This window comes from Enterobacter sp. 5-4 (assembly GCF_000612205.1).
Lineage (GTDB): Bacteria > Pseudomonadota > Gammaproteobacteria > Enterobacterales > Enterobacteriaceae > Enterobacter > Enterobacter roggenkampii.
On the sequence record NZ_JFHW01000010.1, the window covers coordinates 450,826 to 472,415 of the forward strand.

The 21,590-nt window shown below is 55.2% G+C and carries 22 protein-coding genes; 14 read left to right on the plus strand and 8 right to left on the minus strand.

Annotated elements, in window-relative coordinates:
- Positions 1 to 3: 3 nt before the first annotated feature.
- The 10 genes from lpxD (at position 4) to tilS (ending at position 12,649) form a co-directional block, all read left to right on the plus strand.
- Complete coding sequence (lpxD, locus tag AA74_RS0108250; RefSeq protein WP_008501901.1) at positions 4 to 1,029, plus strand: UDP-3-O-(3-hydroxymyristoyl)glucosamine N-acyltransferase; 1,026 nt, start codon at positions 4 to 6, stop codon at positions 1,027 to 1,029.
- 102 nt (positions 1,030 to 1,131) lie between these two features.
- A complete protein-coding gene (fabZ, locus tag AA74_RS0108255) occupies positions 1,132 to 1,587 on the plus strand; it encodes a 3-hydroxyacyl-ACP dehydratase FabZ (protein ID WP_010426706.1) in 456 nt (151 codons plus the stop codon).
- 3 nt (positions 1,588 to 1,590) lie between these two features.
- Entirely contained in the window at positions 1,591 to 2,379 is a 789-nt protein-coding gene (gene lpxA, locus AA74_RS0108260; RefSeq protein WP_008501899.1) for an acyl-ACP--UDP-N-acetylglucosamine O-acyltransferase, read from the plus strand.
- Positions 2,379 to 3,527: a lipid-A-disaccharide synthase gene (lpxB, locus tag AA74_RS0108265; protein WP_023293232.1), complete on the plus strand. Its 1,149-nt coding sequence runs from the start codon at positions 2,379 to 2,381 to the stop codon at positions 3,525 to 3,527. Before lpxA ends, lpxB begins: the two co-directional genes overlap by 1 nt.
- Positions 3,524 to 4,120, plus strand: a complete 597-nt coding sequence (gene rnhB / locus AA74_RS0108270) for a ribonuclease HII (protein ID WP_008501897.1) — start codon at positions 3,524 to 3,526, stop codon at positions 4,118 to 4,120. The genes lpxB and rnhB overlap by 4 nt, the downstream gene beginning before the upstream one ends.
- Positions 4,121 to 4,158: 38 nt before the next feature.
- The gene (dnaE, locus tag AA74_RS0108275) at positions 4,159 to 7,641 is read left to right on the plus strand and encodes a DNA polymerase III subunit alpha (protein ID WP_023326729.1); all 3,483 of its coding nucleotides are present in this window, start codon (positions 4,159 to 4,161) and stop codon (positions 7,639 to 7,641) included.
- Between the two features lie 12 nt (positions 7,642 to 7,653).
- Positions 7,654 to 8,613: an acetyl-CoA carboxylase carboxyl transferase subunit alpha gene (gene accA, locus AA74_RS0108280; protein WP_008501895.1), complete on the plus strand. Its 960-nt coding sequence runs from the start codon at positions 7,654 to 7,656 to the stop codon at positions 8,611 to 8,613.
- A gap of 100 nt (positions 8,614 to 8,713) precedes the next feature.
- On the plus strand, positions 8,714 to 10,846 hold the full coding sequence (locus AA74_RS0108285; protein ID WP_025912199.1) for a lysine decarboxylase LdcC: 2,133 nt from the start codon (positions 8,714 to 8,716) through the stop codon (positions 10,844 to 10,846).
- Positions 10,847 to 10,911: 65 nt separating this feature from the next.
- Positions 10,912 to 11,301: a VOC family protein gene (locus AA74_RS0108290; protein ID WP_008501893.1), complete on the plus strand. Its 390-nt coding sequence runs from the start codon at positions 10,912 to 10,914 to the stop codon at positions 11,299 to 11,301.
- Between the two features lie 58 nt (positions 11,302 to 11,359).
- Positions 11,360 to 12,649 carry a tRNA lysidine(34) synthetase TilS gene (tilS, locus tag AA74_RS0108295; protein ID WP_025912200.1) on the plus strand — a complete coding sequence of 430 codons (1,290 nt, stop codon included), beginning with the start codon at positions 11,360 to 11,362 and terminating at the stop codon, positions 12,647 to 12,649.
- 28 nt (positions 12,650 to 12,677) lie between these two features.
- Here the strand turns inward: tilS and rof are convergent, their stop codons facing one another.
- Positions 12,678 to 12,938 carry a Rho-binding antiterminator gene (rof, locus tag AA74_RS0108300; protein ID WP_008501890.1) on the minus strand — a complete coding sequence of 87 codons (261 nt, stop codon included), beginning with the start codon at positions 12,936 to 12,938 and terminating at the stop codon, positions 12,678 to 12,680.
- Positions 12,925 to 13,125 (minus strand): YaeP family protein, encoded by a 201-nt coding sequence (locus AA74_RS01000000122075; protein ID WP_032667327.1) that lies wholly within the window; start codon positions 13,123 to 13,125, stop codon positions 12,925 to 12,927. Before AA74_RS01000000122075 ends, rof begins: the two co-directional genes overlap by 14 nt.
- 196 nt (positions 13,126 to 13,321) lie before the next feature.
- Here AA74_RS01000000122075 and AA74_RS0108305 point away from each other — a divergent pair, with 196 nt between their 5' ends.
- Genes AA74_RS0108305 through nlpE form a run of 3 tightly spaced genes read left to right on the plus strand, consistent with a single transcriptional unit; the run spans position 13,322 to position 15,019 of the window.
- The gene (locus AA74_RS0108305; RefSeq protein ID WP_025912201.1) at positions 13,322 to 13,867 is read left to right on the plus strand and encodes a YaeQ family protein; all 546 of its coding nucleotides are present in this window, start codon (positions 13,322 to 13,324) and stop codon (positions 13,865 to 13,867) included.
- Positions 13,864 to 14,286: an alternative ribosome rescue aminoacyl-tRNA hydrolase ArfB gene (gene arfB / locus AA74_RS0108310; protein WP_008501887.1), complete on the plus strand. Its 423-nt coding sequence runs from the start codon at positions 13,864 to 13,866 to the stop codon at positions 14,284 to 14,286. Before AA74_RS0108305 ends, arfB begins: the two co-directional genes overlap by 4 nt.
- Positions 14,287 to 14,320: 34 nt before the next feature.
- Positions 14,321 to 15,019: an envelope stress response activation lipoprotein NlpE gene (gene nlpE, locus AA74_RS0108315; RefSeq protein ID WP_021240479.1), complete on the plus strand. Its 699-nt coding sequence runs from the start codon at positions 14,321 to 14,323 to the stop codon at positions 15,017 to 15,019.
- A gap of 47 nt (positions 15,020 to 15,066) precedes the next feature.
- Here the strand turns inward: nlpE and proS are convergent, their stop codons facing one another.
- The 6 genes from proS to metN form a co-directional block, all read right to left on the minus strand.
- The gene (gene proS / locus AA74_RS0108320; RefSeq protein ID WP_025912202.1) at positions 15,067 to 16,785 is read right to left on the minus strand and encodes a proline--tRNA ligase; all 1,719 of its coding nucleotides are present in this window, start codon (positions 16,783 to 16,785) and stop codon (positions 15,067 to 15,069) included.
- Between the two features lie 112 nt (positions 16,786 to 16,897).
- Positions 16,898 to 17,605, minus strand: coding sequence for a tRNA (N6-threonylcarbamoyladenosine(37)-N6)-methyltransferase TrmO (gene tsaA / locus AA74_RS0108325; RefSeq protein ID WP_025912203.1), 708 nt, complete (start codon positions 17,603 to 17,605; stop codon positions 16,898 to 16,900).
- On the minus strand, positions 17,602 to 18,006 hold the full coding sequence (gene rcsF, locus AA74_RS0108330; RefSeq protein ID WP_008501883.1) for an Rcs stress response system protein RcsF: 405 nt from the start codon (positions 18,004 to 18,006) through the stop codon (positions 17,602 to 17,604). Before rcsF ends, tsaA begins: the two co-directional genes overlap by 4 nt.
- Before the next feature lie 106 nt (positions 18,007 to 18,112).
- On the minus strand, positions 18,113 to 18,928 hold the full coding sequence (metQ, locus tag AA74_RS0108335; RefSeq protein WP_014168729.1) for a methionine ABC transporter substrate-binding lipoprotein MetQ: 816 nt from the start codon (positions 18,926 to 18,928) through the stop codon (positions 18,113 to 18,115).
- 40 nt (positions 18,929 to 18,968) lie between these two features.
- Positions 18,969 to 19,622 carry a methionine ABC transporter permease MetI gene (locus AA74_RS0108340; protein ID WP_003856130.1) on the minus strand — a complete coding sequence of 218 codons (654 nt, stop codon included), beginning with the start codon at positions 19,620 to 19,622 and terminating at the stop codon, positions 18,969 to 18,971.
- A complete protein-coding gene (metN, locus tag AA74_RS0108345; RefSeq protein WP_008501880.1) occupies positions 19,615 to 20,646 on the minus strand; it encodes a methionine ABC transporter ATP-binding protein MetN in 1,032 nt (343 codons plus the stop codon). Before metN ends, AA74_RS0108340 begins: the two co-directional genes overlap by 8 nt.
- Before the next feature lie 188 nt (positions 20,647 to 20,834).
- Between metN and gmhB the strand changes: the two genes are divergently transcribed.
- Positions 20,835 to 21,401, plus strand: a complete 567-nt coding sequence (gene gmhB, locus AA74_RS0108350; protein WP_025912204.1) for a D-glycero-beta-D-manno-heptose 1,7-bisphosphate 7-phosphatase — start codon at positions 20,835 to 20,837, stop codon at positions 21,399 to 21,401.
- The last annotated feature ends 189 nt before the right edge of the window (positions 21,402 to 21,590 follow it).

The window sequence follows — 21,590 nt, forward strand, 5'->3', positions numbered from 1 at the left end:
GTAATGCCTTCAATTCGACTGGCTGATTTAGCTCAGCAGTTGGATGCAGAATTACACGGTGATGGCGATATCGTCATCACCGCTGTTGCGTCCATGCAATCTGCTAAAGCTGGCACGATTACCTTCATGGTAAGCCCTAAGTACCGTGAGCAACTGGCTCAATGCCAGGCGTCAGCTGTTGTTCTGACGCAGGACGATCTTCCATTTGCCACTGTAAGCGCGCTGGTAGTGAAAAACCCCTACCTGACGTATGCCCGCATGGCTCAAATTCTTGATACCACGCCGCAACCGGCCCAGAACATTGCTGCCAGCGCAGCGATTGATGAGACGGCCAGGCTGGGTAACAACGTCGCCGTTGGTGCGAATGCGGTTATCGAATCCGGCGTCGAGCTGGGCGATAACGTCGTCATTGGCCCGGGCTGCTTCGTTGGGAAAAATACGAAAATCGGCGCCGGGACCCGTTTATGGGCGAATGTGTCCGTATACCATGACGTTGAAATTGGCGAAAACTGCCTCGTCCAGTCCAGCACCGTGATTGGTTCTGATGGCTTTGGTTACGCTAACGATCGCGGTAACTGGGTTAAGATCCCGCAGCTTGGTCGCGTTATTATTGGCGATCGCGTGGAGATCGGCGCCTGTACCACCATTGACCGTGGCGCGCTTGACGACACGATCATTGGCAATGGTGTTATCATCGATAACCAGTGCCAGATTGCGCATAACGTTGTGATTGGCGACAATACCGCGGTTGCGGGTGGCGTCATCATGGCGGGCAGCCTGAAAATTGGCCGTTATTGCATGATTGGCGGTGCGAGCGTGATTAATGGCCATATGGAAATCTGCGACAAGGTGACCGTGACGGGAATGGGCATGGTAATGCGTCCTATCACTGAGCCTGGCGTCTATTCCTCCGGCATTCCGCTCCAGCCCAACAAGGTATGGCGTAAAACAGCAGCTCTGGTGATGAACATTGATGATATGAGCAAGCGCCTCAAGTCCCTTGAGCGCAAGATCGATCAACAAGACTAAGCGTCATCCGTTTAACGCTATTTTTCCCGGCCTGTCGGCTTTCTAATAAACCGGCAGGCCGTGTTATTATTGTTATCAGTACATTTTGACAGGAAGAGTATTTTGACTACTGACACTCATACTCTGCATATTGAAGAGATTTTAGAACTTCTGCCGCACCGCTACCCGTTTCTGCTGGTAGACCGTGTGCTGGATTTTGAAGAAGGTCGTTTTCTGCGCGCAGTGAAAAATGTTTCCGTGAATGAGCCGTTCTTCCAGGGGCACTTCCCTGGTAAACCTATCTTCCCGGGTGTGTTGATTCTGGAAGCGATGGCTCAGGCTACCGGTATTCTGGCGTTTAAAAGCGTCGGTAAACTGGAACCCGGTGAGCTGTATTACTTCGCGGGTATTGACGAAGCGCGCTTTAAGCGCCCTGTCGTACCTGGTGATCAGATGATCATGGAAGTCACTTTTGAAAAAACGCGTCGTGGCCTGACTCGCTTCAAAGGCGTAGCGCTGGTTGACGGTAAAGTTGTTTGCGAAGCGACGATGATGTGTGCTCGTAGCCGGGAGTCCTGATACGTGATTGATAAATCCGCCTTTATTCATCCTACCGCCATTGTGGAAACGGGTGCCATCGTTGGTGCTAACGCCCACATTGGCCCGTTTTGTATTGTTGGACCCCATGTCGAAATTGGTGAGGGTACAGTGCTGAAATCTCACGTTGTGGTGAATGGTCACACGACCATTGGCTGCAATAACGAGATCTATCAGTTCGCCTCCATCGGCGAAGTTAACCAGGATCTGAAATATGCTGGTGAGTCGACCCGTGTGGAAATCGGCGATCGTAACCGTATTCGCGAAAGCGTCACCATTCATCGTGGAACAGTACAGGGTGGTGGGTTGACGAAGGTGGGCAGCGATAACCTGTTTATGGTGAATGCGCATATCGCGCACGACTGTACCGTGGGTGACCGCTGTATCCTTGCCAACAATGCCACGCTGGCAGGACACGTATCAGTTGATGACTTCGCAATTATTGGCGGCATGACCGCAGTCCATCAGTTCTGCATCATTGGTGCGCACGTGATGGTCGGCGGATGCTCCGGTGTGGCGCAGGACGTCCCACCGTATGTGATTGCGCAGGGCAACCATGCCACGCCGTTTGGCGTGAACATCGAAGGCCTCAAGCGTCGTGGTTTTAGTCGCGAAGCGATTACTGCCATCCGCAACGCGTACAAACTGCTGTACCGTAGCGGTAAAACTCTGGAAGAGGCGAAGCCGGAAATTGCCGAACTGGCGAAAAAGCACCCGGAAGTGGACGCGTTCATGGAGTTCTTTGACCGTTCAACAAGGGGTCTGATTCGTTAATGGTCGACAGTCGTCCGCTTACGATAGCCCTGGTCGCCGGAGAAACCTCCGGCGATATTCTTGGTGCCGGTCTCATCCGTGCGCTTAAGGCACGCGTACCCAATGCTCGCTTTGTCGGTGTTGCTGGCCCGCTGATGCAGGCCGAAGGCTGTGAAGCCTGGTATGAAATGGAAGAGCTGGCCGTGATGGGGATCGTTGAGGTGCTGGGACGGTTACGCCGTTTGCTGCACATCCGTGCCGATCTCACCCGCCGCTTTACCGAACTCAAACCCGATGTGTTTGTCGGTATCGATGCACCTGATTTCAACATTACCCTCGAAGGGAATCTGAAAAAGCAGGGCATTAAGACGATTCACTACGTCAGTCCGTCCGTCTGGGCGTGGCGACAGAAACGCGTTTTCAAAATCGGACGGTCCACCCACCTGGTGCTGGCTTTCCTGCCTTTCGAAAAAGCGTTTTACGACAGATTTAATGTTCCGTGCCGTTTTATCGGTCATACCATGGCGGATGCGATGCCGCTGGATCCGGATAAAAACGCGGCGCGCGACGCGCTGGGCATCCCGCATGATGTGCACTGTCTGGCCTTACTGCCAGGCAGCCGTGGCGCAGAAGTTGAGATGCTGAGCGCCGATTTTCTTAAGACTGCGCAAATTCTTCGCCAGACCTATCCCGATCTTGAAGTGGTCGTGCCGCTGGTGAATGCCAAACGCCGCGAGCAGTTTGAGCGCATCAAAGCTGACGTCGCCCCGGATCTTCACGTCCGTCTTCTTGACGGGCAGGGGCGGGAAGCGATGTATGCGAGCGATGCCGCACTGCTGGCCTCCGGCACGGCGGCGCTGGAGTGTATGCTGGCGAAATGCCCGATGGTGGTCGGTTACCGCATGAAGCCGTTTACCTTCTGGCTGGCAAAACGTCTGGTGAAAACAGATTACGTCTCCCTGCCAAACCTGCTTGCCGGGCGCGAGCTGGTGAAAGAGCTGCTGCAGGATGAATGCCAGCCGCAGGCGCTGGCGGAGGCCCTGCTGCCGCTGCTCGCCAACGGTAAAACCAGCCACCAGATGCACGATACCTTCCGCGAACTGCATCAACTGATCCGCTGTAATGCTGATGAGCAAGCGGCCGATGCGGTGCTGGAGTTAGCAAAATGATGGAATTTGTTTATCCTCACACCCACCTTGTGGCGGGGGTGGACGAAGTGGGTCGTGGTCCGTTAGTGGGAGCCGTGGTGACCGCTGCGGTGATCCTCGATCCGGCTCGGCCGATCGTCGGGCTGAACGACTCAAAAAAATTGTCTGAAAAGCGCCGGCTGGCGCTGTTTAGTGAGATTCAGGAGAAAGCGCTGGCCTGGAGCCTCGGGCGCGCTGAACCGCATGAGATAGACGAGCTGAATATTTTGCATGCCACGATGCTGGCGATGCAGCGTGCGGTGGCGGGGCTGAAAATTTCCCCTGAATATGTCCTGATTGACGGCAACCGCTGTCCGGCATTGCCCATGCCTTCAATGGCAGTGGTCAAAGGCGATAGCCGGGTCGCAGAAATTAGCGCAGCTTCTATTATTGCCAAAGTGACACGCGACGCCGAAATGGCCGCGCTGGATCTCACTTACCCTCAGTATGGTTTCGCCCAGCATAAGGGATATCCCACACCTTTCCACCTGGAGAGGCTGGCTGAACATGGCGCAACCGAACACCATCGGCGCAGTTTTGGCCCGGTAAAACGCGCCCTGGGACGGGTGTCCTGAATCATTACGCAAGCAATTAAGTAACGCGGAATCTGAAGATGGCTGAACCACGTTTCGTACACCTGCGGGTGCATAGCGACTACTCCATGATCGATGGGCTGGCGAAGACCGGGCCGCTGGTAAAAAAGGCGGCCTCGCTTGGCATGCCTGCGCTGGCGATCACCGATTTTACCAACCTGTGTGGCCTGGTGAAGTTCTACGGAACGGCGCACGGCGCGGGGATGAAGCCTATTGTCGGGGCAGATTTTCATGTGCAGAGCGATCTCATCGGCGATGAACTGACGCAAATCTCCGTGCTGGCGATGAACAACGCGGGCTATCAAAACCTTACCCTGCTGATCTCAAAAGCCTATCAGCGCGGCTATGGCGCGCTGGGGCCGTGGATAGATCGTGACTGGCTGGCCGAGCTCAACGAAGGGCTGCTGCTGATCTCCGGCGGCCGCATGGGTGACGTCGGAAAATCACTGCTGCGCGGTAACAGTGCGCTGGTGGATCAATGTGTCTCGTTCTATGAAGAATATTTCCCGAATCGTTATTATCTGGAGTTGATCCGTACCGGTCGTCAGGATGAAGAGAGCTATCTTCATGCCGCCGTGGCGCTCGCAGAGGAGCGCGGGTTGCCCGTAGTGGCCACCAACGACGTGCGGTTCCTTGAGGCGGGCGATTTTGACGCTCACGAAATTCGCGTGGCGATCCACGATGGCTTTACCCTCGACGATCCGAAGCGGCCGCGCAATTACTCCGCACAACAGTACATGCGCAGCGAGGAGGAGATGTGTGAGCTCTTCTCCGATATCCCCGAAGCGCTGGAAAACAGCGTAGAGATTGCCAAGCGCTGCAACGTCACCGTCCGCCTTGGCGAATACTTCCTGCCGCAGTTCCCGACGGGTGACATGACTACGGAAGATTTCCTGGTCATGAAATCGAAAGAAGGTCTGGAAGAGCGTCTGGAATTCCTGTTCCCGGATGAAGAAGAGCGTAAAAAGCGTCGTCCGGAGTATGACGAACGCCTGGACATTGAACTCCAGGTGATCAACCAGATGGGCTTCCCGGGCTACTTCCTGATCGTTATGGAGTTCATCCAGTGGTCGAAGGATAACGGCGTGCCGGTTGGACCGGGCCGTGGTTCCGGCGCAGGCTCGCTGGTGGCGTACGCGCTGAAAATTACCGACCTCGATCCGCTGGAGTTCGACCTGCTGTTCGAACGTTTCCTCAACCCGGAACGTGTCTCGATGCCCGACTTCGACGTCGACTTCTGCATGGAGAAACGTGACCAGGTGATCGAGCACGTGGCCGACATGTACGGTCGTGATGCGGTATCGCAGATCATTACCTTCGGTACGATGGCGGCGAAAGCGGTTATCCGCGACGTGGGCCGCGTGCTGGGCCACCCGTACGGGTTTGTCGATCGCATCTCTAAACTGGTGCCGCCCGATCCGGGCATGACGCTGGCAAAAGCCTTTGAGGCTGAACCGCAGCTGCCGGAAATCTATGAAGCGGACGAAGAGGTCAAAGCGCTGATCGACATGGCGCGCAAGCTGGAAGGCGTCACGCGTAACGCCGGTAAGCATGCGGGGGGCGTGGTTATCGCCCCGACCAAAATCACCGACTTCGCGCCGCTGTATTGCGACGAAGCGGGCCAGCATCCGGTCACCCAGTTCGACAAGAACGACGTAGAATACGCCGGGCTGGTGAAGTTTGACTTCCTTGGCCTGCGTACGCTGACCATCATCAACTGGGCGCTGGAGATGATCAACGCCCGCCGCGAGAAGAACGGCGAGCCGCCGCTGGATATCGCGGCCATCCCGCTGGACGACAAGAAAAGTTTCGACATGCTGCAGCGCTCGGAGACCACCGCCGTCTTCCAGCTTGAATCCCGCGGCATGAAAGATCTGATTAAACGTCTGCAGCCCGACTGCTTCGAAGATATGATCGCGCTGGTGGCCCTGTTCCGTCCGGGCCCGCTGCAGTCAGGGATGGTAGATAACTTTATCGACCGTAAGCACGGGCGCGAAGAGATTTCCTACCCGGACGTTCAGTGGCAGCACGAAAGCCTGAAGCCGGTACTGGAGCCAACCTATGGCATCATCCTGTATCAGGAACAGGTGATGCAGATCGCCCAGGTGCTTTCCGGCTATACGCTCGGCGGCGCGGACATGCTGCGTCGTGCGATGGGTAAGAAAAAGCCGGAAGAGATGGCCAAGCAGCGCTCCATCTTTGAAGACGGGGCGAAGAAAAACGGCGTTGACGGCGAGCTGGCGATGAAAATCTTCGACCTGGTGGAGAAATTCGCCGGGTACGGATTTAACAAATCTCACTCAGCCGCCTATGCTTTGGTGTCGTATCAAACGCTGTGGCTGAAGGCACACTATCCTGCGGAGTTTATGGCGGCGGTAATGACCGCCGATATGGACAACACCGAGAAGGTGGTGGGCCTGGTGGATGAGTGCTGGCGCATGGGGCTGAAGATCCTGCCGCCGGATATTAACTCAGGTCTCTACCATTTCCACGTCAACGACGACGGGGAGATCGTTTACGGGATCGGCGCGATCAAGGGCGTGGGCGAGGGGCCGATCGAGGCGATCATCGAAGCGCGCAACAACGGCGGGTATTTCCGCGAGCTGTTCGATCTTTGCGCCCGTACCGATACCAAAAAGCTGAACCGCCGCGTGCTGGAAAAACTGATCATGTCCGGCGCGTTCGACAGGCTGGGGCCGCACCGCGCCGCGCTGATGAACTCGCTGGGTGACGCCCTGAAAGCGGCGGATCAGCACGCGAAAGCGGAAGCCATTGGCCAGGCGGATATGTTCGGGGTGCTGGCGGAAGAGCCGGAGCAGATTGAGCAGTCGTATTCCAACTGCCAGCCGTGGCCAGAACAGGTGGTGCTGGACGGCGAGCGTGAAACGTTAGGTTTGTACCTGACGGGTCACCCGATCAACCAGTACATTAAAGAAATTGAGCGCTATGTCGGCGGCCACAGGCTAAAAGACATGCATCCGACAGAACGTGGTAAAATCACCACGGCTGCGGGGCTCGTGATTGCTGCAAGGGTTATGGTCACCAAGCGCGGCAATCGTATCGGCATCTGTACGTTGGATGACCGTTCCGGGCGTCTGGAGGTGATGTTGTTCACCGACGCGCTGGATAAATACCAGCAATTGCTGGAAAAAGACCGCATACTTATCGTCAGCGGACAGGTCAGCTTTGATGACTTCAGTGGGGGGCTTAAAATGACCGCCCGCGAAGTGATGGACATTGACGAAGCCCGGGAAAAATATGCTCGCGGGCTTGCTATCTCGCTGACGGACAGGCAAATTGATGACCAGCTTTTAAACCGACTCCGTCAGTCTCTGGAACCCCACCGCTCGGGGACAATTCCAGTACATCTCTACTATCAGAGGGCGGATGCACGTGCGCGGTTGCGCTTTGGTGCAACGTGGCGTGTCTCTCCGAGCGATCGTTTACTGAACGATCTCCGTGGCCTCATTGGTTCGGAGCAGGTGGAACTGGAGTTTGACTAATACAGGAATACTATGAGTCTGAATTTCCTTGATTTCGAACAGCCGATTGCTGAGCTGGAAGCGAAAATCGATTCTCTGACAGCGGTAAGCCGTCAGGATGAAAAACTGGATATTAACATCGACGAAGAAGTGCATCGTCTGCGCGAGAAAAGCGTAGAGCTGACGCGCAAAATCTTTGCCGATCTCGGCGCATGGCAGGTGGCCCAGCTGGCACGCCATCCACAGCGTCCGTACACCCTGGATTATGTCCGCCTGGCGTTTGACGAATTTGACGAACTGGCAGGCGATCGCGCATACGCTGACGACAAAGCTATCGTAGGCGGTATCGCGCGTCTGGACGGACGCCCGGTGATGATCATTGGTCATCAGAAAGGTCGTGAAACCAAAGAGAAAATCCGTCGTAACTTCGGTATGCCAGCCCCAGAAGGCTACCGTAAAGCCCTGCGTCTGATGGAGATGGCTGAGCGTTTCAACATGCCAATCATCACCTTCATCGACACCCCGGGTGCCTACCCTGGCGTGGGTGCGGAAGAGCGCGGTCAGTCTGAAGCCATCGCACGCAACCTGCGCGAGATGTCTCGTCTGAAGGTGCCGGTCATTTGTACCGTTATCGGTGAAGGGGGTTCCGGTGGCGCGCTGGCGATTGGCGTGGGCGATAAAGTGAATATGCTGCAGTACAGCACCTATTCCGTTATCTCCCCGGAAGGCTGTGCGTCCATTCTGTGGAAAAGTGCTGACAAAGCGCCTCTGGCTGCCGAAGCGATGGGTATCATTGCGCCGCGTCTGAAAGAGCTTAAGCTGATCGATTCCATCATCCCGGAACCGCTGGGTGGGGCTCATCGTAAGCCGGAAGTGATGGCAGCGTCTCTGAAAGCGCAGCTGCTGGCCGATCTGGCAGACCTGGACGTGCTGAGCAAAGAAGATCTGCTCAACCGTCGTTACCAGCGTCTGATGACCTACGGCTACGCGTAAGCCTCACAATTATCTGAAAAGCCGCACAATGTTGCGGCTTTTTTTATACCTGCGGTTTAGCCGGACTATGCTTAGCTAATGTTTTTTAAGGAGGAAGCCCATGAATATCATTGCCGTTATGGGGCCACACGGCGTCTTTTATAAAGATGAGCCGATTAAGGAGCTGGAGCAAGCCCTGCAGTCGCGGGGGTATCAGCTAATCTGGCCGCACAACAGCGCCGATCTGCTGAAGTTCATCGAGCATAACCCGCGTATCTGCGGCGTGATCTTCGACTGGGATGAATATGACCTCGAACTGTGCAGCGATATCAACAAGCTGAACGAATATCTCCCGCTGTACGCGTTTATTAATACCCACTCAACCATGGACGTCAGCGCCAATGATATGCGTATGGCGCTGTGGTTCTTTGAATATTCCCTCGGCGTGGCGGAAGACATTGCGACCCGCATTCAGCAATACACGAATGAATATCTCGATAACATTACGCCGCCCTTTACCCGGGCGCTCTTCACCTACGTGAAAGAGGGGAAATATACCTTCTGTACGCCTGGGCATATGGCGGGAACGGCCTACCAAAAAAGCCCGGTGGGCTGCCTGTTCTATGATTTCTTTGGTGGCAACACGCTGAAAGCGGACGTGTCCATTTCAGTCACCGAACTAGGCTCTCTGCTGGATCATACCGGACCGCATCTGGAAGCCGAAGAGTATATCGCCCGCACCTTTGGGGCCGAGCAGAGCTATATGGTGACCAACGGCACCTCGACCTCGAACAAAATCGTCGGAATGTATGCCGCGCCTGCGGGGAGCACCCTGCTGATTGACCGTAACTGCCATAAATCGCTGGCGCACTTGCTGATGATGAGCGACGTTGTACCGCTCTGGCTGTCGCCCACGCGTAACGCGCTCGGCATTCTGGGAGGCATTCCACGCCGGGAGTTCGCCCATGACGCGATTGAACGCAAGGTCGCGGCAGTGCCCGGCGCAGGCTGGCCTGTCCATGCGGTGATCACCAACTCGACCTATGACGGTCTGCTGTACAACACGGACTGGATCAAAAAGACTTTGGACGTGCCGTCGATCCACTTCGATTCCGCGTGGGTACCGTACACCAATTTCCACCCGATTTACGCGGGTAAGAGCGGCATGAGCGGTGAACGCGTACCGGGTAAAGTGTTCTTCGAAACGCAGTCGACGCACAAAATGCTGGCCGCGTTTTCCCAGGCTTCGCTGATTCACATCAAAGGCGAATATGACGAAGAGACCTTCAACGAAGCCTTTATGATGCATACCACCACCTCACCAAGCTATCCGCTGGTGGCGTCTATCGAAACGGCTGCGGCGATGCTGCGCGGCAATCCCGGTAAACGTCTTATCAATCGCTCTGTGGAGCGCGCGCTGCATTTCCGTAAAGAGGTTCAGCGGCTGAAAGAGGAAGCCGACGGCTGGTTCTTTGATATCTGGCAGCCGGAAGAGATTGATGAAGCAGAATGCTGGCCGGTTTCGCCCGGCGAAGACTGGCATGGCTTCCGGGATGCCGATAGTGACCATATGTTCCTCGACCCGGTTAAGGTGACGATCCTGACGCCGGGTATGGATGAGCAGGGCAAGATGAGCGAGGAAGGGATCCCGGCTGCGCTGGTGGCGAAGTTCCTTGATGAACGCGGCGTGGTGGTGGAGAAAACAGGCCCCTATAATTTGCTGTTCCTGTTCAGTATCGGGATCGATAAAACCCGGGCGATGGGGCTGCTCCGCGGTCTGATGGAATTTAAGCGCGCCTACGATCTCAACCTGCGGGTGAAGAACATGCTGCCGGATCTCTACGCGGAAGATCCTGACTTCTACCGCAATATGCGTATTCAGGATCTGGCCCAGGGGATCCACAGGCTGATCCGTCAGCACGATCTGCCGCGTCTGATGCTACAGGCGTTCGATGTGTTGCCGGAGATGAAGTTTACCCCGCACCAGGCGTGGCAGCGCCAGGTGAGGGGAGAGGTCGAAACCGTCGAGCTGGAAAATCTGGTTGGGCGCGTATCGGCAAACATGATCCTGCCGTATCCGCCGGGCGTACCGCTCCTGATGCCGGGAGAGATGATTACCGAAGAGAGTCGGGCCGTGCTCGATTTCCTGCTGATGCTCTGTTCGGTAGGGCGTCACTATCCCGGTTTTGAGACGGATATCCACGGTGCGAAGCGCGACGAAAACGGCGTGTACTGGGTGCGAGTCCTAAAATAAGAGTGACCGCTTGCCAGGTGCGGGTTTTCGGTTGTAACGTTCAGGCATCATAAAAAGGAGAAGCTATGCTGGGTTTAAAAGCTGTTCATCATATTGCGATCATTGCGACCGATTACGCGAAGAGTAAGGCCTTCTACTGCGACATTCTCGGCTTTACGCTGTTGAGCGAGGCCTACCGTGAGGAGCGCGACTCCTGGAAGGGCGACCTGGCGTTAAACGGGCAGTATGTGATTGAACTGTTCTCTTTTCCTTTTCCGCCTGCGCGTCCGTCCCGCCCGGAAGCCTGTGGCCTGCGCCATCTTGCCTTCAGCGTCGATGACCTGGATAGCGCAGTAAAACATCTGGAAGCGCACGGCGTGACGTGTGAAGCAATCCGCGTCGATCCGTTCACCGACAAGCGTTTTACCTTTTTCAACGACCCGGACGGCCTGCCGCTGGAGCTTTATCAGCAGTAATCTTCGTCCTGTGTGATAATGCCCGCTCAGTTCGGGCATTTTTTATGTGTAATTCCCTATGACCTTACCCGCTATCGCACACGCCGTTTCACCGTACCGCCAGCTGCTGGTGGGGTTTAGCGGTGGCCTGGATTCCACCGTTCTGCTCCATCGTCTTAAACGCTGGCGCGACCAGGAGCCTGACGTCCAGCTGCGGGCGATACATATTCATCACGGATTAAGTCCTCACGCAGAGGAGTGGGTGGCGCACTGCGAAGCCTTGTGTGCGGCGTGGGCGATCCCGCTTCTCGTCGAGCGCGTCACGCTTGCGGAGGAAGGGCTGGGCATTGAGGCGCAGGCGCGTAAAGCTCGCTATGCCGCCTTTGCCGGGGCATTGCGTACAGGAGAAGCGCTGGTCACGGCCCAGCACCTGGACGATCAGTGTGAAACCTTTCTGCTGGCGCTTAAGCGGGGCAGCGGACCGGCAGGGCTTTCAGCCATGCCTGAGCGTTCTGAGTTTGCCGGTACAACGTTACTTCGTCCGCTGCTTGGCGAGACGCGCGCCTCGCTTGAGGCCTGGGCGCGAGAACATCAGCTCAGCTGGATTGAAGATGAGAGCAACCAGGATGACGGCTATGACCGTAACTTTCTGCGTCTGCGCGTCCTCCCGCTATTGAGCGAGCGCTGGCCGCATTTCGCCGACGCGACGGCAAGAAGCGCTATGCTGTGCGCCGAACAGGAATCGCTGCTGGACGAGCTGTTGAGTGACGAGCTGGCTGAACTGATTTCTGAAGACGGAGCGCTGGCGATTGCACCGCTGAAAGCGATGAGCCCGGTGCGCCGCGCTGCGCTGCTACGGCGCTGGCTGGCCTCTCATCACGCCGCGATGCCGTCGCGGGCGATGCTAAACCGTATCTGGGACGAAGTTGCCCTGGCGCGGGAGGATGCTTCCCCGTGCGTCCATCTGAACGGTTTTGACGTAAGGCGCTACAAAGGGGAACTCTGGTGGGTAAAATCAACGCCCTCACTGACCAGTGTGGTGCTCGACTGGCTTTCTCCTGCGCTTCCGCTGATATTGCCCAGTGAGGCAGGACGTGTCTCTCTTATACCGTCTGGTCATGTGAGGCTGCCAGAGGCAGGAGAACCGGTAACGGTACGCTTTAAGGCTGGCGGCATGCTGCATATTGTCGGGCGCAACGGGGGACGCAAGCTGAAGAAAATCTGGCAGGAGTGCAACGTGCCGCCGTGGCTGCGCGACACCACGCCGCTGCTGTTCTATGGTGAAACATTGATTGCTGCTGCGGGCATTTTCATCACGGAAGCGGGATGGGCGGAAGAGGGGGTCAGGTTTGAGTGGCAGAAAGCGTAACGGGCAGCCAGGCTGCCCGTTAATGTCATCAGGATTCGCTCACCACGACGGTGCCGATTTGCGGGTGGCTGAAGCTGGCTATTTTATCCAGGCGCAGCTCACGCGTCGCACCGGCATCTTCCACTATCAGGTATTCCACATTCTTACGTGAAACCAGATCGCTGGCCTTCGCCTTCAACACTTCGCCATCTTTTAGCTCCAGCGTCAGTAATAAATGATGCTGGCAGGCGAGTTCGAGGTTGTCATAGTCATCACAATTGATGGGTTGATAAGTATCATTCATCGACATAATCGCTCACCAGTAAATTCGCCGCAGCATACGCTGCTTTTTCCCTGACCGACTCTGAAAGGCCCTCATCAGAGGCCACTTCATTAAGCACTTTCAATACACAGCCCAACGCGTCCGGGACATACCCCAGATCTCCGCTGGCGATTTCCGCATACCGTTTGCGAATTAACTCACAATAATTATTCACATCCCCTCCCGCCAGCGCACTGACTTACTGTGAGATATCATTAAGCCTACGAAGATAAACTCGGTTTAGCAAGGTGACTATACCATACTCATTTAAGCAATATCAGCGCCTTGATAGCGGTGTATTTATCACCCTACAACAGCCTTTTGCCGCGGTTTTCGCTACAATGAGCGCCTGATTCGAATGGAGTTCTCTCATGGCGCTGAAAGCGACAATTTATAAAGCAGTGGTCAATGTGGCCGATCTTGATCGCAACCAGTTCCTGGACGCCTCGCTGACGCTGGCTCGCCACCCCTCCGAAACCCAGGAGCGCATGATGCTGCGCCTGCTGGCGTGGATTAAGTACGCTGACGAGCGTCTGCAGTTTACCCGTGGGTTAAGCGCAGAAGACGAGCCAGAAGCCTGGCTGCGCAACGATCATCTGGGTATCGATTTGTGGATCGAACTTGGACTGCCGGACGAGCGCAGAATTAAGAAGGCCTGCACTCAGTCCGCTGAAGTGGCCTTATTCGCGTATAATCAGCGCGCTGCGGAGATTTGGTGGCAGCAAAACAAGAGCAAGTGCGGACAGTTTAAAAATCTCACGGTCTGGTATCTGGATGATGAGCAACTGGCGCAGCTGAGCGACTTTGCCAGCCGGACCATGGTGTTGCAGGCGACGATTCAGGACGGTGCCATCTGGCTCTCTGATTCTCAGAATAATCTGGAAATTCATTTTACGGCGTGGCAACCGGCCTCATGATCGTCCTGTCCCGAAACGTCAGCATTCCGGACAACGAGCTGGAGATCACCGCCATCCGTGCTCAGGGGGCAGGTGGGCAGCACGTCAACAAGGCCTCAACGGCAATCCATTTGCGTTTTGACATTCGGGCCTCAAGCCTGCCAGAGTATTATAAAGAAAGTCTGCTTGCTGCCAGCCATCACCTGATCACCAGCGATGGCGTGATGGTGATCAAAGCCCAGGAATACCGCAGCCAGGAGCTCAACCGGGAAGCGGCGATAGCCAGGCTGGTGGCGGTCATCAAAGAATTAACGGCAGTACAAAAAAGCCGCCGGGCAACGCGGCCAACCCGCGCATCGAAAGAGCGTCGGCTGGCCTCGAAGGCCCAAAAATCCACAGTGAAAGCACTACGCGGTAAAGTTCGTCGCCCCACAGAGTGACGAAAGGGAACACACTTTTCATAAGGAATTCATTGTGAAAAAAGCATTATGGTCAGCGCTGGCAGTGAGTACGCTGTTTGCGCTTTTCGGGTGTAACAACCGCTCCGAAACGCAGGTTTTACAACCCACGCAGACGGAAGAATTAAAACCGATGCAGCAGAGCTGGCGCGGCGTATTGCCTTGCGCGGACTGTGAAGGCATTGAAACGTCCCTGTTCCTGCAAAAAGACGGCACCTGGGTGATGAACCAGCGCTATCAGGGCGCAAAAGAGCCTTCTTCTTTTGCAACTTATGGAACATGGGCGCGAACGGCGGAGAAGCTGGTTCTGACGGATACCGCTGGCGAGAAAACTTATTTCCGCGCCAAAGGCGAGGGGATGGAGATGCTGGATCGTGAAGGCAATCCAATTGAATCCCAGTTTAACTACACGCTGGCGCCGGTAAAAGCGGCTCTGCCCGCGACGCCGATGGCGATGCGGGGGATGTACTTCTATATGGCGGATGCGGCGATCTTTACCGACTGCGCAACCGGTAAGAAGGTCAGCGTGGCAAACAATGCGCAGCTTGAACGTGATTACGCGGTGGCGCGCGGCAATGACAGCAAACCGGTATTGCTGACGGTGGACGGTCACTTTACGCTGGAGCCAAACCCGGATAGTGGAGAGATGGTGAAAACGCTGGTGGCAGATAAAGACGCGAAGTTTGTTGCGGGTAAAGACTGTAACAGTAAATAAGCTGACGCTGAGCCATTAAAAAACCCCGCCTGAGCGGGGTTTTTTGTTTAGCCTTTGATGGCTTTCACCAGGTAATCAAGAATGTCGCCGGTCTTGATCATCTGTTTTTCGCCGCTGCGACGGTATTTGTATTCAATCTCGTCGCTGTCGAGGTTACGGTCGCCGATCACGACGGTGTGTGGGATACCGATCAGTTCCATATCGGCAAACATCACGCCCGGACGCTCTTTACGGTCATCCATCAGCACTTCGATACCCTGTGCACGCAGCTCGGCATACAGCTTCTCGGCCAGCTCCTGCACGCGGTAAGACTTGTGCATGTTCATTGGCAGAATCGCAACCTGGAACGGCGCGATGTTGTCTGGCCAGACGATGCCGCGCTCGTCATAGTTCTGCTCAATGGCGGCAGCTACCACGCGCGTCACCCCGATACCGTAGCAACCCATGGTCAGGATCTGGTTACGGCCATCTTCACCCTGAACAGCGGCGTTCAGCGCGCGCGAGTATTTATCACCCAGCTGGAAGATGTGACCGACTTCAATGCCGCGCTTGATCATCAGGGTACCCTGACCGTCCGGGCTTGGATCGCCTGCGACCACGTTACGGATGTCTGCTACTTCCGGCGTCGCCACGTCGCGATCCCAGTTGATGCCGAAGTAGTGTTTACCGTCGATGTTCGCACCGGCGGAGAAGTCGCTCATCGCGGCTACCGTGCGGTCAATAACAACAGGAACCGGCATATTCACCGGACCAAGAGAACCTGGGCCAGCATTGACCACGGCGCGGATTTCCGCTTCCGTGGCGAACGTCAGCGGGCTGGCGACCTGCGGCAGCTTCTCAGCTTTCACTTCGTTCAGCTCGTGATCGCCACGCACCAGCAGGGCAACCAGCGGGTAAGCGCTCCCTTCGGTGGCTTTCACCAGCAGCGTCTTCACGGTTTTTTCGATCGGCAGGTTGAACTGCTCAACCAGCTCGGCAATGGTTTTCGCGTTTGGCGTATCAACCAGCGTCATCTCTTGCGTTGCCGCAGCACGCGGTTCTTTTGGTGCAAGCGCTTCTGCGAATTCGATGTTCGCCGCGTAATCGGAAGAGTCAGAGAAGATCACATCGTCTTCACCGCTCTGCGCCAGTACCTGGAATTCATGAGATGCGCTACCGCCGATGGAGCCGGTATCAGCCTGCACAGCACGGAAATCCAGACCCATGCGGGAGAAGATTTTGCTGTACGCCGCGTACATTGCGTCGTAGGTCTCTTGCAGGGATTCCTGAGAGGTATGGAAAGAGTAGGCGTCTTTCATCAGGAATTCGCGAGAGCGCATGACGCCGAAACGCGGGCGAACTTCGTCACGGAACTTGGTCTGGATCTGGAAGAAGTTCAGCGGCAGCTGTTTGTAAGAGCTCAGCTCATTACGAATCAGGTCGGTGATGACTTCTTCATGCGTTGGGCCGAGAACGAACGGACGCTCGCCACGATCGACGAAGCGCAGCAGTTCAGGACCATACTGTTCCCAACGACCGCTCTCCTGCCACAGGTCAGCGGGCTGAACCACGGGCATGGACACCTCGATAGCACCGGCGTTGTTCATCTCTTCACGCACGATGTTTTCGACTTTTTTCAGGACGCGCACGCCGGTCGGCAGCCAGGTGTATAACCCGGAGGCCAGCTTGCGGATCATCCCGGCGCGCAGCATCAGCTGATGGCTGATCACTTCGGCGTCGGCAGGCGTCTCCTTCAGAGTGGAGAGCAGATATTGGCTAGTACGCATGTTGTTACGGTTCCATTTCGACGATTGGAACAGGCTGAAACACCAGCCTGACACAAAAAAAGTGGTTTAGTTTACCAGTGTGGCAAAGATGCCAAAAGAGAGGAGAACAAAATTACCTGGGTTCAAGGGCAAACACTTCAAAACCTGCCTCGGTGACGCGCCAGCGAACGTTAAAATCGAGCAGCCAGACGGCGTACGTTTTGCCTGCTTCCTCTTCTTTACGGTAGGCCGGACGCGGGTCCTGTGCCAGAACTTCGGTGATGAAATCCCGTAAGCGAGGATAGCGTTTCTCCAGTTGGCCGAACTGAGCGGTTATCTCAGGCGTAAAATATACAGGCATGTCCGCCTGTGGGGCGTCCTGAGCATAGCTTGCACGCGCGTCCGGAAGGGCTTCGGCGAAGGGCAAATAGGGTTTGATGTCGATCACCGGCGTGCCGTCGACAAGGTCCAGGCTACCTAACTCCAGTATCACCCGATCTTTCTGGCAGCGTATGCCTTTCAGTTCAACCAGCGACATGCCAACCGGGTTTGGACGGAAGGTCGAGCGCGTCGCAAACACCCCTATTCTCGCATTGCCGCCAAGACGAGGAGGACGCACGGTAGGACGCCAGCCGCCTTCCATCGTCTGGTGAAACACGAACACCACCCACAGGTGGCTGAACGCCTCAAGCCCGCGTACCGCATCGGCCTGATTGTAAGGCGCAATCAGGTGAAGCTCACCGCGTCCGCTGGTGACAAGACCGGGCTGGCGGGGGACGGCGAACTTCTCTTTGTAAGGAGAGTGGATAACGCCTATCTGCTCGAACTGAAATGCACTCATTTCGCCGTGATGTTCAGCGCAGAACCGATGCACACCGCCTGACGGTAGCAGCCCGGCGTGCCGCTGGTGACTTCACAGCTGTGCAGCAGGACCGCGTTGGCTTTCATTTTTGCGGCATTAATCTGCATGCGTTTACGCGCTGTCGGGATATTCGGTGGTGAGTCCTGATTGGTCGCCTGACAGGATTCGCCGCTCACTTCGCCCAGTTCACGGAACGGTTTACCGACGAGTTCATCCGCTTTCGTGATAATGCGAACCGGCGCAGGGCGAACCACTTTCGGTTTCGCAGGCTCGGTCTTTGGCGGGGTTGCCGTGCTTTGAACAGGTTCAACGGGAGATCTGCTTAGCATAGAACAGCCGCTCAGCATGAGTGCTAAAAGACAGATCGGTAAAGCACGCATAATATTTCCTCAATGGATAATCAAAACGTCAGATATTGAATCAGTTGACTGCACAAATGACAAGACGGGCATAAGCCCGTCCTGATGATATTACACTGAGGTGAGATTACCAGCCCTTAACAGCGCCGCCGTTAAACACTTTGTTGGCTTCCTGGTAAACTTCGTCAGACTGATAGGCCTGTACGAATTTCTTCACGTTTTCCGCGTCTTTGTTGTCTTCGCGAGTCACGATCAGGTTTACGTATGGAGAGTCTTTATCTTCAACGAAGATACCGTCTTTAGCTGGGGTCAGGCCAATCTGGCTGGCGTACGTGGTGTTGATAACGGCCAGGGCAATCTGCGCATCGTCCAGAGAACGTGGCAGCTGCGGTGCTTCCAGCTCAACAATTTTCAGATTTTTCGGGTTCTCGGTGACATCCAGAACGGTTGGCAGCAGGCCAACACCGTCTTTCAGTTTGATCAGGCCCACTTTCTGCAGCAGCAGCAGAGAACGACCAAGGTTAGTTGGGTCGTTAGGGACGGCAACCTGAGAGCCCGGCTGCAGCTCGTCCAGGGATTTAATTTTCTTAGAGTAACCGGCAATTGGATAAACGAAGGTGTTACCCACGCCCACCAGTTTATAGCCGCGATCTTTGATCTGCTGGTCCAGGTATGGTTTATGCTGGAAGGCGTTCGCGTCGATATCACCTTTGCTCAGCGCTTCGTTCGGCAGAACGTAATCGTTGAAGGTCACCAGCTCCACGTCCAGGCCATATTTCTCTTTCGCTACTTTCTGAGCAACTTCTGCAACCTGCTGTTCTGCACCTACGATAACGCCCACTTTAATGTGGTTCGGATCTTTTTCATCCTGACCGCAACCCACCAGTGCCAGAGAGCCGATCAGCGCGCCTACTGCTGCGAAGGTCTTTAATTTAAACGCCATGTTTTATCCTTAACTCGTAGAGTTTATGTTGTGTGTAACGTTATTTGTGCGTAACAGCCCGGACGATGCGATCGCCAGAGAACTGGATTAAGTAAACCAGAACAACCAGCAATACCAGAACGGTATTCATCACGGTCGCGTTATATCCAATATAGCCGTACTGGTAACCAATCTGACCTAAACCGCCCGCGCCTACGGCACCGCCCATCGCGGAATAACCGACCAGGGTGATAAGCGTAATGGTTGCCGCATTCACCAGCCCTGGCAGTGCCTCAGGCAGCAGAACCTTGCGGACGATCTGCATCGGCGTGGCGCCCATCGCGCGGGACGCTTCGATCAAACCGGTAGGGATCTCCAGCAGGGCGTTTTCCACCATACGGGCGATAAACGGCGCAGCGCCAACGGTCAGCGGAACGATCGCCGCCTGCAGACCGATAGACGTTCCGACGATCACGCGGGTAAATGGAATCATCCACACCAGCAGAATAATGAACGGGATAGAACGGAAGATGTTCACCAGCGCAGAGAGCGTACGGTACAGCTTCGCGTTCTCAATGATTTGACCCGGACGCGTCACGTACAGCAACACGCCGACCGGCAGGCCAATCACAAAACCAAAGAAGCCAGAGACAAAGGTCATTGCCAGCGTTTCCCAAACGCCGCGAACCAGCAGCCACATCATCGGCTCAGACATAACCCAGTACCTCTACTTTTACGTGATGTTCTTGCAGCCAGGCAATGGCTGCCTGGGTTTCTTCTTGTGTGCCGTGCATTTCTGTCAGCATGATGCCGAACTTCACGCCACCGGCGTAATCCATCTGCGCGCTGATGATGTTGTTATTCACGTTAAAGCGACGTGCGGTTTCGGAAAGCAGGGGAGCATCAACGGACTGGCCGGTGAACTCCATGCGCAGCATCGGGACGCTGTCTGCTGTTGCTTCTGTTTTCAGACGTTCCAGATAGTCTTCCGGAATATCCAGATGCAGCGTGGACTGGATGAACTGCTGCGCCAGCGGGGTTTTCGGATGCGAGAACACTTCGCTTACCGTGTCCTGCTCGATCAGTTCACCGTTACTGATGACCGCCACGCAGTCGCAGATGCGTTTCACCACATCCATCTCGTGCGTAATAAGGAGGATCGTCAGGCCCAGACGACGGTTAATGTCTTTCAGCAGTTCCAGAATAGAACGCGTGGTTGCCGGATCCAGTGCGCTGGTGGCTTCATCACACAGCAGCACCTTAGGATTGCTTGCCAGCGCGCGGGCAATGGCCACACGCTGTTTTTGCCCACCGGACAGATTTGCCGGGTAGCTATCCTGTTTGTCGCCCAGACCTACGAGGTCGAGCAGCTCGGTGACGCGACGCTTCACTTCTTCTTTCGGCGTGTTATCCAGCTCCAGCGGTAAGGCAACGTTACCGAACACGGTGCGGGAAGCCAGAAGGTTAAAGTGCTGGAAGATCATGCCAATCTGACGACGCGCTTTGGTGAGTTCTTTCTCTGAAAGGGCGGTAAGTTCCTGGCCGCCAACTTCTACGCTGCCCTGGGTTGGGCGCTCAAGCAGGTTAACACAACGGATCAGCGTACTTTTACCTGCACCCGATGCGCCAATGACGCCATAAATTTGACCAGCAGGAACATGCAGGCTGACGTTGTTCAGCGCCTGAATGGTTCGGTTCCCCTGCTGGAACACTTTGGTGATATTGGAAAGTTTAATCATTAGATTATTTTTATCGTATGTAAGTTAGCCGTGGCATTTTCTTCTGCCAGATACGGGTGATGACCGTAAACAAAACGGATGTTAAGGCATCCAGACGTCTAAATCAATCCAACTCTGTACGATGAGCACTTTATTGCGCTGCGATTCATGAGATACTAGCTGAACATGCCTTTTTCAGGAGCAAACCGGTGGCAAAATCAGTACCCGCAATTTTTCTCGATCGTGACGGCACTATTAATGTGGATCACGGTTATGTCCATGAGATTGATGAGTTCGAGTTTATCGAGGGCGTAATAGATGCCATGCGCCAGTTGAAAGAGATGGGCTATGCGCTGGTGGTGGTGACGAACCAGTCTGGTATTGCACGCGGTAAATTCACCGAAGCGCAGTTCGAGACGCTGACGGAATGGATGGACTGGTCACTTGCCGACCGCGGTGTGGATCTGGATGGTATCTACTATTGTCCGCATCATCCGCAGGGAACCGTAGAAGCGTATCGTCAGACCTGTGATTGCCGTAAGCCGCATCCGGGGATGTTTATCTCTGCGCAGGAGTTCCTGCACATTGATATGGCGGCTTCTTATATGGTGGGCGATAAACTGGAAGATATGCAGGCAGCCGCAGCCGCGAGTGTAGGGACTAAAATATTAGTGCGTACCGGCAAGCCAGTGACGCCAGAAGCTGAGAATGCGGCGGATTGGGTGATTAATAGTCTGGCCGATCTGCCAAAAGAGATTAAAAAGCACCAAAAATAGCCTTTTTGGTGAAAAGGTGAGCGGTTGAAATAAAAATGCATTTTTCCGCTTGTCATTCCTCGGCGGCTCCCTATAATGCGCCTCCATCGACACGGCGGATGTGAATCACTTCACAGACAATGCGGTCGGTTGAAGAGAAAAAATCCTGAAATAACGGGTTGACTCTGAAAGAGGAAAGCGTAATATACG

What these genes read in the sequence shown, in the direction of transcription:
- lpxD (WP_008501901.1), top strand. Translation starts at nt 4, where the DNA reads ATGCCTTCAATTCGACTGGCTGATTTAGCTCAGCAGTTGGATGCAGAA.
- lpxB (WP_023293232.1), top strand. Translation starts at nt 2,379, where the DNA reads ATGGTCGACAGTCGTCCGCTTACGATAGCCCTGGTCGCCGGAGAAACC.
- rnhB (WP_008501897.1), top strand. Translation starts at nt 3,524, where the DNA reads ATGATGGAATTTGTTTATCCTCACACCCACCTTGTGGCGGGGGTGGAC.
- dnaE (WP_023326729.1), top strand. Translation starts at nt 4,159, where the DNA reads ATGGCTGAACCACGTTTCGTACACCTGCGGGTGCATAGCGACTACTCC.
- accA (WP_008501895.1), top strand. Translation starts at nt 7,654, where the DNA reads ATGAGTCTGAATTTCCTTGATTTCGAACAGCCGATTGCTGAGCTGGAA.
- AA74_RS0108285 (WP_025912199.1), top strand. Translation starts at nt 8,714, where the DNA reads ATGAATATCATTGCCGTTATGGGGCCACACGGCGTCTTTTATAAAGAT.
- AA74_RS0108290 (WP_008501893.1), top strand. Translation starts at nt 10,912, where the DNA reads ATGCTGGGTTTAAAAGCTGTTCATCATATTGCGATCATTGCGACCGAT.
- tilS (WP_025912200.1), top strand. Translation starts at nt 11,360, where the DNA reads ATGACCTTACCCGCTATCGCACACGCCGTTTCACCGTACCGCCAGCTG.
- rof (WP_008501890.1), bottom strand. Translation starts at nt 12,938, where the DNA reads ATGTCGATGAATGATACTTATCAACCCATCAATTGTGATGACTATGAC.
- AA74_RS0108305 (WP_025912201.1), top strand. Translation starts at nt 13,322, where the DNA reads ATGGCGCTGAAAGCGACAATTTATAAAGCAGTGGTCAATGTGGCCGAT.
- arfB (WP_008501887.1), top strand. Translation starts at nt 13,864, where the DNA reads ATGATCGTCCTGTCCCGAAACGTCAGCATTCCGGACAACGAGCTGGAG.
- proS (WP_025912202.1), bottom strand. Translation starts at nt 16,785, where the DNA reads ATGCGTACTAGCCAATATCTGCTCTCCACTCTGAAGGAGACGCCTGCC.
- tsaA (WP_025912203.1), bottom strand. Translation starts at nt 17,605, where the DNA reads ATGAGTGCATTTCAGTTCGAGCAGATAGGCGTTATCCACTCTCCTTAC.
- rcsF (WP_008501883.1), bottom strand. Translation starts at nt 18,006, where the DNA reads ATGCGTGCTTTACCGATCTGTCTTTTAGCACTCATGCTGAGCGGCTGT.
- metQ (WP_014168729.1), bottom strand. Translation starts at nt 18,928, where the DNA reads ATGGCGTTTAAATTAAAGACCTTCGCAGCAGTAGGCGCGCTGATCGGC.
- AA74_RS0108340 (WP_003856130.1), bottom strand. Translation starts at nt 19,622, where the DNA reads ATGTCTGAGCCGATGATGTGGCTGCTGGTTCGCGGCGTTTGGGAAACG.
- metN (WP_008501880.1), bottom strand. Translation starts at nt 20,646, where the DNA reads ATGATTAAACTTTCCAATATCACCAAAGTGTTCCAGCAGGGGAACCGA.